The sequence below is a fragment of the Pseudomonas allii genome, from assembly GCF_055380095.1.
This window is the reverse complement of the sequence record NZ_AP039450.1, coordinates 2,939,366-2,951,634: the sequence shown is the minus strand read 5'-3', so window position 1 is coordinate 2,951,634 and position 12,269 is coordinate 2,939,366. Positions and strand designations below refer to the sequence as shown.

The following is a 12,269-nucleotide window of genomic DNA, read 5'->3' as shown; positions in this document are numbered from 1 at the left end:
AATGCACTGCCAACTCGAACAATAAACTGCTGAGCACACCCTCATGACCCAGCAAAACCTGTTTCTCGGCATCGACTGCGGCACCCAGGGCACCAAGGCCATCGTCCTCGACGCCTCCAGCGGCAAGGTACTCGGCCTCGGCGCTGCGGCGCACACCCTGATCAGCGGTGCCAATGGCCGCCGCGAACAGCACACCCAGGAATGGCTGGACGCTTTCACCGAGGCCACCCACCGCGCCCTGCAACAGGCCGGTGTGGACGGCCAGGACATTCTCGGTATCGGCGTGTCCGGCCAGCAACATGGCTTGGTGCTGCTGGATGAACACGGTGAGGTGTTGCGCCCGGCCAAGCTGTGGTGCGACACCGAAACCACGCCTGAAAACGAGCGCCTGCTGGCCTACCTGGGCGGCGAGAACGGCTCGCTGGAACGCCTCGGCGTGGCGATTGCGCCGGGCTACACCGTGTCGAAACTGCTGTGGACCCGCGAACAGCACCCGGACCTGTTTGCGCGCATTGCGCATATCCTGTTGCCCCACGACTACCTCAACTACTGGCTCACCGGCCGCGCCGTCGCCGAGTATGGCGATGCGTCGGGCACCGGCTACTTCAATGTGCGCAGCCGTGAATGGGATGTGGACCTGCTCAAGCACATCGACCCCAGCAGCCGCCTTGAAGCGGCGCTGCCAGCGTTGATCGAGGCGAATCAACGCGTCGGCACGATCCTGCCAGCCATCGCCGAACGCCTGGGCATCAACCCCAATGCCATCGTGTCCAGCGGCGGCGGCGATAACATGATGGGCGCCATCGGCACCGGTAACATCGCGCCCGGCGTGATCACCATGAGCCTGGGTTCCTCGGGCACCGTGTATGCGTTTGCCGACCAACCCAACGTCAGCCCGCAGGCTTCGGTCGCTACCTTCTGCTCATCCAGCGGCGGCTGGTTGCCATTGATCTGCACCATGAACCTGACCAATGCCACCGGGGTCATCCGCGAGCTGTTCGACCTCGACCTGGCCACGTTCAACGTCCTTGTCGAGCAAGCACCGATTGGCGCCGACGGTGTAAGCATGCTGCCGTTCCTCAACGGCGAACGCGTACCCGCCCTGCCCCACGCCACCGGCAGCCTGCACGGCCTGACCATGACCAACCTGACCCGCGCCAACCTGTGCCGCGCCGTGGTCGAAGGTACCACCTTCGGCCTGCGCTACGGCCTCGACCTGCTGCGCGAGACCGGCCTGCAAAGCCACAGCATCCGCTTGATCGGCGGCGGCTCGAAAAGCCCGGTGTGGCGCCAGATGGTCGCCGACATCATGAACACCGAAGTGATCTGCACCGAACAAAGCGAAGCCGCCGCCCTGGGCGCGGCGATCCAGGCGGCGTGGTGCCAGTCCGGTGAAGCGCTGGCCAGCCTGTGTGACAAATGCGTGAGCGTCGACCCGGCCAGCCGGACCCTGCCGGTGGCGGCCAGCGTAGGCGCCTACCAGCAGGCTTACGAGCGCTATCAACAACTCGTGGCAACCCTTTAAGAGCGAACGACTATGTATCTGGTGTGTGGCGAAGCGCTGTTTGATTTCTTCAGCGAGGAAGATGCCAGCGGGCAGGCTTCCAAGGTCAACTACAAGGCGATTGCCGGTGGCTCGCCGTTCAACGTGGCGGTGGGCCTGCGCCGCCTGGGCATCGAAGCCGGGCTATTCGGCGGGTTGTCGACCGACTTCCTCGGTCGTCGCCTGTTGCAGGTGCTCAAGGATGAAGGCGTCAGTGAACGGTTCCTGGTGGAGTTCTCCGCGCCGACCACCCTGTCGATGGTCGCCGTGGGCGCCGATGGTTCACCGCAGTACAACTTCCGTGGCGAAGGCTGCGCCGACCGGCTGCTGGAAATCGCCCATCTGCCTGCCCTGGGCGATGATATCCGCGGCCTGCACATCGGCTCGTTCTCGCTGGTAGTGCAACCGATTGGCGACACGCTGCTCAACCTGGTCAAGCGCGAAAGCGGCAAGCGCCTGATCAGCCTCGACCCCAACGTGCGCCTCAACCCGCAGCCAGACATCCAGCTGTGGCGCGACCGCGTGGCCGAGCTGGTCAAGCATGCCGACCTGATCAAGGTCAGCGACGAAGACCTGCATTTGCTCTACCCGGACCAATCGCCGGAAAGCGTGCTGCAGGGCTGGCTGCAACACCGTTGCCAATTGGTGTTCCTCACCCGTGGCGGTGACGGCGCCAGTGTGTTCAGCCGCCAGCACGGCAATTGGTCTGCGCCAGCGGTCAAGGTGGTGATGGCCGATACGGTGGGTGCCGGTGATACCTTCCAGGCCGCGCTGATCGCCTGGCTGACCGAGCACCAGCTGGATTCGCTGGACGGTTTGCAACAGCTGACCCGTGCACAGATCGACGCCATGCTCGGCTTTGCCATCCGCGCCGCCGCATTGACCTGCACCAAGACCGGCCCGGACCTGCCTTACCGCCAGCAGCTTGGATGAAGATTTTGTCAGCCAACTAAACATTAATCGATGGTTAATCCCGCAAGTCGACAGTGAAGTGGTATCCACTTGCGGAGCAACACCATGAAACTGCGCACCTTAATGCTTGGCGCCAGCCTGGCGCTGGCAGCCGTGTCAGGCCTGGCCCAGGCCGACGATCAAGTCGCCACTGTCAAACCCGTGCCCTACCACTACGGCCTGCCGATGAACATCGATAAGGTGCTGGCCATGAACGAAACCCCGACCGATGAATGCAAAGTCATCAAGGCGGATATCAAGTTTTTGGACAAAGCCGGCAAAGTGGAAGACGTGAGCTATCGGAAGATGTCCGACGCCTGCGATTTCCAGAACTGAGGGCGTGAAACAACTGATCCAAGCCCGCGTAAAAATGGAGTAGTCTTGCGGGCTTGTCCAAAGGCCAAAGGATTTGCCATGCCGCTGAGCTTCCGCACCCTCTCCACTGCAACTGCCGTGCTCTGCTTCGCCCTCGCCCTGGCCTGGGGTTTGCGCCCCGACCTGCTGCTGTGGTTGTGGAATGTCGAATACTCCAGCGCCACCGGGCTGGTTTCACGGCGCAACGCCGCGCTGTTCCTGGCCATCGGCATCATGTTCTACCGAGCCCGTCATGCACCGCCCAGCGATACGCGCCGCGCCCTGACCAGCGGGTTTGCCGCCGGTTGCTTTGTGCTGGCGGTGCTGGGGTTCGCAGAATGGATCAATGGCAATGCAGGCCCCGCCATCCTGCTGGCAGTGGCGACGGAAACCGTATTGGGCCTGGCATTTATCCAGGCCCACAGGTCTTCGGTGGCTCAAACCCAGGCGTCGGTCTAGTACACCCCACGCCCTCCCACTCTTTGCAGGGTGGGTGCCTGGCTGTGCTTGAGGTCTTCACGCAACCCGGTAATCAGGTTGCAAATGGCTCGACTGCTGTCGAGTTTATCGGCATTGATGCCTTTGACTTCCAAATCCACCCGGTCACGGTCACGGTCGTCGTAGACCTTGATCGTCAGCGAAGCATCTTCGGCTTTGGTGCATTCGCACCGTTTGGGCAGGAAACTTCCTTCAATAATGCTGCGAAGTTCTAATTCCGAAAGCATGGTCAACCTCTCCTTTTCTGAGACTGCCAACAGATTGTTATTAAACCCACGGGCGCTCGCCCGCTGCGTCTTGCCGACCCTGGAAGACGCTTGTAACACCCAAGCCTACTCGGCAAAATCGGCCGTCGTTGTAACCTTTCCTCATAAGCGACGGGCTGGGTTATATAAGTAAAACAGTGTTGTTTAAATCGTCGTCGATTGGCTGTGATTAAACGTTTAACCCGGAACTTGCGCTTTGCGCCGCAACTCTTTCGGCAACATGTCGCAAACTATCGAAGTTGATATTCGCCCCCGAATTGACGGCGACCAGGGTCTGCCCCTGCATGCGTCTCGTGGCAACGTACTTGCGAACCCCCGCCACCGCCAATGCGCCGGAAGGCTCGGTGATGGAGCGGGTATCGTCATAGATCAACTTGATGGCGCTGCACAATTCGTCGTTGCTGACGGTGATGACTTCATCCACCCAATGGCGGCAGATTTCAAACCCGTAGGCGCCGATCTGCGCCACTGCCGTACCGTCGGCAAACCCGTCGACACTGGGCAGCACCACCCGCTCCCCCGCTTGCAGTGCCGCCAACAGGCAGCTGGAGCCTTCGGGCTCGACGCCGATGATGCGCACCTCGGGGCGCAGGTATTTGACGTAGGCGGCGATCCCGGCGATCAGGCCACCGCCACCCACGGGCACGAAGATCGCGTCCAACGCGCCCTGTTGTTGACGCAGGATCTCCATGGCCACGGTGCCCTGGCCGGCAATCACATCCGGGTCATCGAAGGGCGACACGAAGGTGGCGCCGGATGACTCGGCCAGTTGCAACGCATGGGCCAGGGCAAAGGGAAAACTCTGCCCATGCAACACCGCTTCAGCACCGCGAGAGCGCACGCCGAGCACCTTGAGTTCCGGGGTACTGGCGGGCATCACGATGCGCGCCTTGATCCCCAGCTCCCGCGCCGCCAGCGCCACGCCTTGCGCGTGGTTGCCCGCCGAGGCCGTGACCACGCCCCGGGCCTTTTGTGCATCACTCAACTGCATCAGCTTGTTGTAGGCGCCGCGGATCTTGAAGGAAAAGGTCGGTTGCAGGTCTTCGCGCTTGAGCAGCAGCTGGTTGCCCAGCAAGGCCGATAGCGCGGGCGCGACCTGCAACGGCGTGCGCACCGCCAGGTCGTAGACCGGGGCGGCGAGGATCTTCTTCACATACTGTTCAAGCAAGCCCGTGTCGGCGGTCTTGGGGCGGGTACTCATGGCTGTCTCCTGGCGTTTTGTAAAGGGCCCGGGAGACGGAAAAACAAAACCCGCCTCAAGGGCGGGTTTGGGTACAGCCGTGCGCTATCCCGCCAAATGAGGAATGGCGGTAATAATGCTTGGCTGGCTGCGAAAGGTTTGAAAAGTCATGTCACGAAACTAACCGGCGGCCCGCGCCCAAGTCAATGGCCTTGCGCCATTTAGCGGCCGGGGGTTTACGCCTGACATACGAAACATATACGTTTTGTATATAAACTCTTCACAGTGAACACCATGGGCATCGTCAAGATCACCGACCAACTGCACGAACAACTGCGCCTGGCCAGCGCCGCGATGGACCGCTCCATCAACGCCCAGGCCGAATTCTGGATCAAGATCGGCCTGCTCGCCGAGCTCAACCCCCAGCTGCCCTACAACGAGTTGATCAACAAACTGTTGCTGGACAAGCCCGACCTGATCCGGGGGCGTAGTTGATGATCAAGACTGCCGCACAACTGGCCGTGATGCGTGAGTCCGGGCGCCTGTTGGCCCAGGTCTTCAGCATGCTCGATGGGTTCGTCGCCGCCGGCCGCTCCACCCTGGAGCTGGACGCCGCCGTCGAAGCCTTCATCCGCAACGACCTCAAGGCCCGCCCGGCAAGCCTGGGCCAGTACGACTACCCCTTCTGCATCAACACCTCGATCAATGAGGTGGTGTGCCATGGCATGCCCAGCGCCAAGGAGATCCTCAAGGACGGCGACATCATCAACATCGACATCACCCTGGAAAAAGGCGGCTTCATCGCCGACTCCAGCAAGATGTACATGATCGGCAGCGTCGCGCCCAAGGCCCGGCGCCTGGTGGAACAGACTTTCGAAGCCATGTGGGCCGGCATCCGCCAGGTCAAGCCCGGCGCGCGCCTGGGGGATATCGGCCATGCGATCCAGAGCCATGCGCAGGCCAATGGCTACAGCGTAGTGCGTGAATATTGCGGCCACGGGATCGGGCGTGAAATGCACGAAGAACCGCAGGTCCTGCACTTCGGCCGTCCTGGTACCGGGCTGGAACTGCGCGAAGGCATGGTGTTCACCATCGAGCCGATGCTCAACCAGGGCAGCTCGAAAGTGCGCAGCTTGAAGGATGGGTGGACGGTGGTGACCAAGGACAACAGCCTGTCGGCGCAGTGGGAGCATACGGTGGCGGTGACGGCGGACGGCTTTGAAGTCCTGACGTTGCAACCCTCCCCCTGACGCCAGCGCCTACAATTTGATGCGCGTGAGGCCCAGGACCATCAACCCACCGCCTACTCCCATTGCCGCCAAGAACAGCGGATACGACACCCACCACGGCGTCCCCGCCGTCATCATGCTGAACTCCGACATGCCGCCAATGCTCGCAATCAGGTTGAGCGGCAGGAACACCACATTGATCAGCGTGAGCTTGCGCAACAAGTTGTTCATGCTGTTGTTCATCAGGTTGCCACGCGCATCGATCAGCCCGGAAAACACATTGGAATAGATCTCCGCCTGTTTGTAGCACTGGTGGTTCTCGATGATCAGGTCATCGATCAACCCAATGATCTCGCCGCTGAAATGCTCCTTCTCCGCATGGTTGCGCAGCCGCGACAGCACTGCGCCGTTGCTGTGCAGCGCGTTGATGTAATAGATCAGGCTTTCGCTGAGGCTGAACATCTGCATCAGGTGGTGGTTGCTCATGGACGCGTTGAACTGCTGCTGCAGCTCGCGGGCGACCAGCTTGATCACCTTCAGGTGGCCGAGGTAGTGGTGGATGTTGTTCAGTAGCAGGTCAAGCAGCACATCCAGCGGCGTATGCAACGGACGGCGTTTGCCCAGGCCGGTCAGCGGGGTTTCGTCGGTGGCGATCACCAGCAGGCGGCTGGGGGAAAACAGCAGGCCGCAGGACGACACCTCGAACACCAGGTTGCCGCCGCCGGAGTAGTTCTCCGGGCGTTTCCAGATCAGGAACAAGTTGTCGGGGTGAAACTCGATACGCGAGACTTCATCCGGGTCCAGGGCCGAGGCCAGGGCGTGTTCGTCCAGTTTGTGATGGTCGCGCAGCCACTCACGCTCCGCCAGGTCGGGGTTGTTGAACAGCATGATCGGGGCTTCGTCACTCTCCCCGCCCCGCAGCTTGCCATCGATCAGGTCGAAACGCTGGATCATTGCCGGGTCACCAGACCTGGCCCTGACGCTTCAACTCCAGGCGCCGCACGAACTCCTCCAGCACCAGGCCATACAGGTCGTCCTGCAAGTAGGCGTCCTCGATGCCCGCATCCAGGTTGGGGTTGTCGTTGACCTCGATCACCACCACCTTGTCACCGGACTGCTTGAGGTCGACGCCGTAGAGGCCATCGCCGATCAGGTTGGCGGTCTTCACCGCCAGTTCCACCACCGCCCTGGGCGCTTCATGCACCGCCAGGGTGCGGCATTCGCCGTTGATGGCCTGGCCGATGGCCTTGTGGTTATAGATCTGCCAATGGCCTTTGGACATGAAGTACTGGCAGGCAAAGATCGGCTTGCGGTTGAGCACGCCGATGCGCCAGTCGTACTCGGTGTAGAAGAATTCCTGGGCCAGCAACAGCACCGAATGCTCGAACAATTCGGCGGTGGCCTTGAGCAAGGCCTCCTGGCTTTCGACCTTGATCACGCCTCGGGAAAAGCAACCGTCGGGGATCTTCAGCACCAGTGGGAAGCCCAGGCGCTCGCCGACCCGCTCGAAATCTTGCGGTCGCTCCTTGTACAGAATCTCGGTGGCGGGCATGCCCAATTGGTGGCTGTTGAGCAAGTCGGTGAGGTAGACCTTGTTGGTACAACGCAGGATCGACGCCGGATCGTCCATCACCACCAGGCCTTCGCTTTCGGCTTTCTTGGCGAAGCGGTAGGTGTGGTTGTCTACGCTGGTGGTCTCGCGGATCAGCAAGGCGTCGTACTCGGCCAGGCGCGAATAGTCCTTGCGCTCGATCAACTCCACATCGATGCCCAGGCCCTTGCCCACGCGGATGAAATTATCCAATGCCTTGGCGTTGGACGGCGGCAATTGCTCCTGGGGATCGTGCAGGATGGCCAGGTCATAACGTGCCAGGCGACGTGAGCGTGGCTGACGCCAGATCTTGCGGCTGAAGTTGTCCAGCGCATGGGCGAATTGGTCTTCCTGGTCATCGCGTAACTTGTGCAACACCCCAGACTTGACCCCTTCTATGTGCCAGCCGTTATTCTTTTTGAAATCAACTAACAGGATCGGACACGGGAACGCCTCAAACAACTGACGGGCCAAATCCTGCAACGGTTCTATATTGGTCCGACCAAAGTAAAGTGTCAGGGTAAAGCCTTCGGTATTACTGTAAAGATGATGACTCAAGGCTTTATCGAGGGTTTTATCCAGGTCGTCCAGGGCCAGGCCGTACAGCGACTTCTTCGTGAGTTCGCTGATGGTACGCACCGACGGAATCACCTTGTGCCCGCGGGCTTCGGCCAGCAGCGAGCAGTAATAACCGTGCCCCAGGTACTTGTAGCTGCGGCACAGGTTGATCACCTGCACCCGCTTGCCGGTCTCGGTTTCCCGGGTCTGTTCCAGGTATTCCTGGGCGGTGACGATGTCTTCGCTGGGGAAGTAGGAGGCCCAATCTTCCTTGCGCTCGACAATAATCACGACTTGACGGGTTCCTTTGAGTGCGGCAGAAAAATAACCTTTGTCAGTTATTGTCGTCGCGACTGTTTGCTCCGATACTTCACGCCAATGACCTTGTACCGCCGACATAATAGTTGATCCGCTTTAGAGAACTCGACCTTTTCTATTAAGCACGATCTTTTAGAGAAGTCCCGTTTCGTTACGCAACTTTTACGGCGGTTATATGGCTCTTTGCTTTCGCGTTGCAACCCTCTGCGATGTGTCTCAATTACTGGCACTGGAACAGCAGTGTTTCACCACCGACCGGCTGTCATTACGCAGCTTCCGGTGGATGGTCAGCCGCGCCCACGGCCAGTTGCTGGTGGCGGAAAATGACGGGCAGTTGCTCGGCTATGCGCTGGTGCTGTTTCGCCGGGGCACCTCCTCGGCGCGCCTGTATTCCATTGCCATTGCCGAGCATGCCCGCGGCATTGGCTTGGGCAAGCAGTTGCTGAACCGCGTGGAAGCTATCGTCGTGGCACGGGGTTGCACCCGCCTATGCCTGGAAGTACGCACCGACAACCCCGGTGCTCTGAGCCTCTATGAGCGCAACGGTTACCGGCGCTTTGCCCTGATCGACGATTACTACGAAGACCACACCCCCGCCCTGCGCCTGGAAAAATACCTGTAGTGAGCGGGCTTGCCCGCGCTGCGGTGTATCAGGTAAATCGCAGCGCGGGGCAAGCCCGCTCACTGCACGCCGGGATCAAGCCACCTGTTTGATCGCGGCCTTGGCTTCCAGCTCGCGCACCAGCGGCAACACGCGCTTGCCGAAATACTCGACTTCTTCCTGGAAGTGCAGGAACCCGGCGAGCACCAGGTCCACCCCCACTGCCTTGAGCGCGACGATGCGCTCGGCAATCTGCTGCGGTGTACCGATCAGGTTGGTCTTGAAGCCATCGTTGTACTGCACCAGGTCCTCGAAGCTGGACTTGGCCCAGTTGCCCTCGCCCTCCGGCGACGCCTTGCCGGCCTGTTTCGCTGCATCACCGAAGGCATTCACCGCTTCCGGGTCGGCCTTGTCGATGATCTCCGCCAGCACGGCGCGGGCTTCTTCTTCGGTGTCGCGGGCGATCACAAAGGCGTTGACGCCGACTTTGACCGAATGGTTGTTCGCGGCGGCCTTGGCACGAATGTCATCGACCTGGGCCTTGATGCCTTCCGGGGTGTTGCCGTTGGTGAAGTACCAGTCCGACACCCGCGCCGCCATGTCCCGCGCCGCCCGCGAGCTGCCGCCCTGGAACACTTCCGGCTGGCCCAGTGGCTTGGGCTTGAGGGTGTAATTGTTGAACCGGTAGAAGTCGCCCTTGAAGGTGAAGTCATCCTGGGTCCAGATGCCCTTGAGGGCGCGGATGAACTCTTCGGAACGGCGATAACGCTCATCGTGCTCCAGCCAGTGCTCGCCAATGGCCTGGAACTCGCCCTTGAACCAACCGCTGACGATATTCACCGCGATACGGCCATGGGTGAGCTGGTCGATGGTCGCCAATTGCTTGGCCGCCAGTGCCGGTTGCCACGGACCGGGCAGGATCGCGGCGATCACCTTGAGCGTGGTGGTTGCGGCCAGCAACGCGTGGCTGAACGCCACCGATTCGTGCTGGTTCTCGGCGCCGTAGCCGGCAGTGAAGCGGATCTGGGTCAGGCCGTACTCAAAGCCTGCAGCCTCCGCCAGTTGCGCCAGCTTGCGGTTGTAATCGATGCCCCAGTGGGTGCGTTGTTCGATTTTGCTGACCACCAGCCCACCGCTGACGTTGGGCACCCAGTAGGCAAATTTCACGGCATGTTGAGTCATCGGACGGTACCTCGCACAAAAGGGATGTACCAGGGCTTGAGCAGCAAGCGTGCCAGGCTGGGAAACGCCCGCGCCAGGCGGGCTGCGTTGAATACCGTGCGCCGTCGCCAGTGTCCTGGATTGCACGGGTTTGTCGATCCGCTGTTGCCAGGGCAACAGTGACTCGACGTTTGTCCCCGTAAATACGCGACCCGGCACCCGGCACGGACTGTGCAATCCCCTCTGCATCGATCACTGCCCAGGAACCTCGCCATGACCGAACATCACGTCATCAACCCGCTGTCCACCGGCGTCGACTACCCCACGCTGGCCGCCCGTTTCCGCCCGATCTTCCAGCGCATCGCCGAAGGTGCCTTAGCGCGCGAACACAGCCGCACCCTGCCCCATGAGCCGATCCAGTGGCTCAAGGAGGCAGGGTTTGGCGCGGTGCGCGTACCGGTGGAATACGGTGGTGGCGGCGCGTCATTGCCACAGTTGTTCGAACTGCTGATCGAACTGGCCGAAGCCGACTCCAACGTGCCCCAGGCCCTGCGCGGGCACTTCGCCTTTGCCGAAGACCGCCTGAATGCACCGCCCGGCGCTGGCCGCGACCTGTGGTTCAAGCGTTTCGTGGACGGCGATCTCGTCGGCTGTGCCTGGACCGAAATCGGCAACGTGGCCATTGGCGACGTGGTCACCCAGGTCAGCCCGGACGGTGACCAGTGGAAGCTCAACGGAGAGAAGTTCTACAGCACCGGCAGTATTTTCGCCGACTGGATCGACGTGTACGCCCAACGCAGCGACACCGGTGGCGACGTGATCGCCGCGACCCGCGCCCGTCAAACGGGGGTGCAGCACAGTGACGACTGGGACGGTTTTGGCCAGCGCACCACTGGCAGCGGCACGTCGCGCTTTAGCGATGCGGTGGTGGAGGCGGACAACGTGATCGACTTTGCCACGCGCTTCAAATACCAGACCGCGTTCTATCAGTTGGTGCTGCTGGCCACCTTGGCGGGTATCGGCCGTGCGGCATTGCGCGATGTGGCGCATCAGGTGCGCAGCCGCAAGCGCATCTACAGCCATGGCAATGCGGCGCATGTCAGCCAGGATGCGCAGATCCAGCAGGTGGTGGGTGAAGTGGCGGCGCTGGTGTATGCCGCCGAGGCGAGTGCGTTGAAGGCGACGCTGCCGGCGCAACGGGCGTATGTGGCGCGGTTTGGCGGGGATGATGCGGTGGAGCGCGAAGCTAACGTGGCGGCCGAGATTGAGTCGGCTACCGCGCAGGTGGTGGTGTCGGGGTTGATCCAGCGGGCGACCAGTGAGTTGTTTAATGCGTTGGGGGCTTCGGATGTGCGCCAGGGGAAGGCGCTGGATCGGCATTGGCGGAATGCGCGGACGGTGTCGTCGCATAATCCGGTGATTTACAAGGCGCGGATTGTGGGGGATTGGGTGGTCAATGGGGCTGAGCCGCCGTTTGTCTGGCAGATTGGGAATGGGCCTGGTGTAGTGGGTTGAGGTTTTTGACTGTGTGTATATCCGTTATTTAGGTGATGGCTGATATTGGTTCCGCCCTTACGGCGGCTCACTTTTGAAAAGCCGGAATGCCGGCCCAGTCAAAAGTAAGCAAAACGCTCTTGCCCCAACACTCGGCACCTCGCTTAGGCTCGGTGTGCCCGTAATTCGACAGTGATTTGGGGGGCCGCCGCCACGCGCCATCCATGGCGCGGGGCGGCTAAACCGGCATCCCTGCCGGTTTACCCCCCCAAATCCCTGCCGAATTCCGGCCAGCGTGTTTGACGGGGCGCCTAAGATCAAAATCAAAAGCAGATCAAGAGCCAGAGCCAGAGCCAGAGCCAGAGCCAGAGCCAGAGCCAGAGCCAGAGCAAACCACCCTTCAACTGATACATGAAGATCAAACTGTGGGGAGGGGCTTGCCCCCGATGGCGGTGTGTCAGCCAACTCATCAGTGACTGACCCACTGCCATCGGGGGCAAGCCCCCTCCCACACTTTGACCGAGT

11 protein-coding genes and 2 pseudogenes are annotated in these 12,269 nt (G+C 61.2%); 8 read left to right on the top strand and 5 right to left on the bottom strand.

Going from position 1 to position 12,269, the window contains the following annotated elements:
* Positions 1-43: 43 nt before the first annotated feature.
* The 4 genes from xylB to ACZ445_RS13245 all read left to right on the top strand — a co-directional run bounded on the left by xylB (position 44) and on the right by ACZ445_RS13245 (position 3,307).
* Positions 44-1,525, top strand: coding sequence for a xylulokinase (gene xylB, locus ACZ445_RS13260; protein WP_464708432.1), 1,482 nt, complete (start codon positions 44-46; stop codon positions 1,523-1,525).
* Positions 1,526-1,537: 12 nt separating this feature from the next.
* On the top strand, positions 1,538-2,476 hold the full coding sequence (locus ACZ445_RS13255) for a carbohydrate kinase family protein (RefSeq protein ID WP_464708431.1): 939 nt from the start codon (positions 1,538-1,540) through the stop codon (positions 2,474-2,476).
* Positions 2,477-2,560: 84 nt separating this feature from the next.
* The gene (locus tag ACZ445_RS13250) at positions 2,561-2,830 is read left to right on the top strand and encodes a DUF2790 domain-containing protein (protein WP_071492597.1); all 270 of its coding nucleotides are present in this window, start codon (positions 2,561-2,563) and stop codon (positions 2,828-2,830) included.
* Between the two features lie 78 nt (positions 2,831-2,908).
* The gene (locus ACZ445_RS13245) at positions 2,909-3,307 is read left to right on the top strand and encodes a hypothetical protein (protein ID WP_058425496.1); all 399 of its coding nucleotides are present in this window, start codon (positions 2,909-2,911) and stop codon (positions 3,305-3,307) included.
* Here the strand turns inward: ACZ445_RS13245 and ACZ445_RS13240 are convergent.
* Together ACZ445_RS13240 and ilvA are read right to left on the bottom strand one after the other, a co-directional pair.
* Complete coding sequence (locus tag ACZ445_RS13240; RefSeq protein WP_058425497.1) at positions 3,304-3,573, bottom strand: DUF1652 domain-containing protein; 270 nt, start codon at positions 3,571-3,573, stop codon at positions 3,304-3,306. The two genes, ACZ445_RS13245 and ACZ445_RS13240, sit on opposite strands and share 4 nt — an antisense overlap.
* A gap of 247 nt (positions 3,574-3,820) precedes the next feature.
* Positions 3,821-4,813 (bottom strand): annotated as a pseudogene (gene ilvA / locus ACZ445_RS13235) (threonine ammonia-lyase, biosynthetic); the annotation flags it as partial.
* 273 nt (positions 4,814-5,086) lie between these two features.
* Between ilvA and ACZ445_RS13230 the strand changes: the two are divergent.
* A complete protein-coding gene (locus ACZ445_RS13230) occupies positions 5,087-5,287 on the top strand; it encodes a ParD-like family protein (protein WP_058425498.1) in 201 nt (66 codons plus the stop codon).
* Complete coding sequence (map, locus tag ACZ445_RS13225) at positions 5,287-6,042, top strand: type I methionyl aminopeptidase (protein ID WP_310863130.1); 756 nt, start codon at positions 5,287-5,289, stop codon at positions 6,040-6,042. The genes ACZ445_RS13230 and map overlap by 1 nt, the downstream gene beginning before the upstream one ends.
* A gap of 9 nt (positions 6,043-6,051) precedes the next feature.
* Here the strand turns inward: map and ACZ445_RS13220 are convergent, their stop codons facing one another.
* Together ACZ445_RS13220 and ACZ445_RS13215 are read right to left on the bottom strand one after the other, a co-directional pair.
* Positions 6,052-6,975, bottom strand: a complete 924-nt coding sequence (locus ACZ445_RS13220) for a CorA family divalent cation transporter (RefSeq protein ID WP_179030148.1) — start codon at positions 6,973-6,975, stop codon at positions 6,052-6,054.
* 7 nt (positions 6,976-6,982) lie between these two features.
* Positions 6,983-8,569, bottom strand: a complete 1,587-nt coding sequence (locus ACZ445_RS13215; RefSeq protein ID WP_058425501.1) for a RimK family protein — start codon at positions 8,567-8,569, stop codon at positions 6,983-6,985.
* A gap of 94 nt (positions 8,570-8,663) precedes the next feature.
* On the opposite strand from ACZ445_RS13215, the pseudogene ACZ445_RS13210 reads away from it, so the two are divergent.
* Positions 8,664-9,101: pseudogene (locus ACZ445_RS13210) on the top strand (GNAT family N-acetyltransferase); the annotation flags it as partial.
* 84 nt (positions 9,102-9,185) lie between these two features.
* Here ACZ445_RS13210 and sfnG read toward each other — a convergent pair.
* Positions 9,186-10,271, bottom strand: coding sequence for a dimethylsulfone monooxygenase SfnG (gene sfnG, locus ACZ445_RS13205; RefSeq protein ID WP_058425503.1), 1,086 nt, complete (start codon positions 10,269-10,271; stop codon positions 9,186-9,188).
* A 252-nt stretch (positions 10,272-10,523) separates the two neighbouring features.
* Here sfnG and ACZ445_RS13200 point away from each other — a divergent pair, with 252 nt between their 5' ends.
* Positions 10,524-11,765 carry an acyl-CoA dehydrogenase family protein gene (locus tag ACZ445_RS13200; RefSeq protein WP_464708430.1) on the top strand — a complete coding sequence of 414 codons (1,242 nt, stop codon included), beginning with the start codon at positions 10,524-10,526 and terminating at the stop codon, positions 11,763-11,765.
* The last annotated feature ends 504 nt before the right edge of the window (positions 11,766-12,269 follow it).

Coding starts and splice junctions, on each gene's coding strand:
- xylB (WP_464708432.1), top strand. CDS start 44: ATGACCCAGCAAAACCTGTTTCTCGGCATCGACTGCGGCACCCAGGGC.
- sfnG (WP_058425503.1), bottom strand. CDS start 10,271: ATGACTCAACATGCCGTGAAATTTGCCTACTGGGTGCCCAACGTCAGC.
- ACZ445_RS13200 (WP_464708430.1), top strand. CDS start 10,524: ATGACCGAACATCACGTCATCAACCCGCTGTCCACCGGCGTCGACTAC.
- ACZ445_RS13245 (WP_058425496.1), top strand. CDS start 2,909: ATGCCGCTGAGCTTCCGCACCCTCTCCACTGCAACTGCCGTGCTCTGC.
- ACZ445_RS13230 (WP_058425498.1), top strand. CDS start 5,087: ATGGGCATCGTCAAGATCACCGACCAACTGCACGAACAACTGCGCCTG.
- ACZ445_RS13240 (WP_058425497.1), bottom strand. CDS start 3,573: ATGCTTTCGGAATTAGAACTTCGCAGCATTATTGAAGGAAGTTTCCTG.
- ACZ445_RS13255 (WP_464708431.1), top strand. CDS start 1,538: ATGTATCTGGTGTGTGGCGAAGCGCTGTTTGATTTCTTCAGCGAGGAA.
- map (WP_310863130.1), top strand. CDS start 5,287: ATGATCAAGACTGCCGCACAACTGGCCGTGATGCGTGAGTCCGGGCGC.
- ACZ445_RS13220 (WP_179030148.1), bottom strand. CDS start 6,975: ATGATCCAGCGTTTCGACCTGATCGATGGCAAGCTGCGGGGCGGGGAG.
- ACZ445_RS13215 (WP_058425501.1), bottom strand. CDS start 8,569: ATGTCGGCGGTACAAGGTCATTGGCGTGAAGTATCGGAGCAAACAGTC.
- ACZ445_RS13250 (WP_071492597.1), top strand. CDS start 2,561: ATGAAACTGCGCACCTTAATGCTTGGCGCCAGCCTGGCGCTGGCAGCC.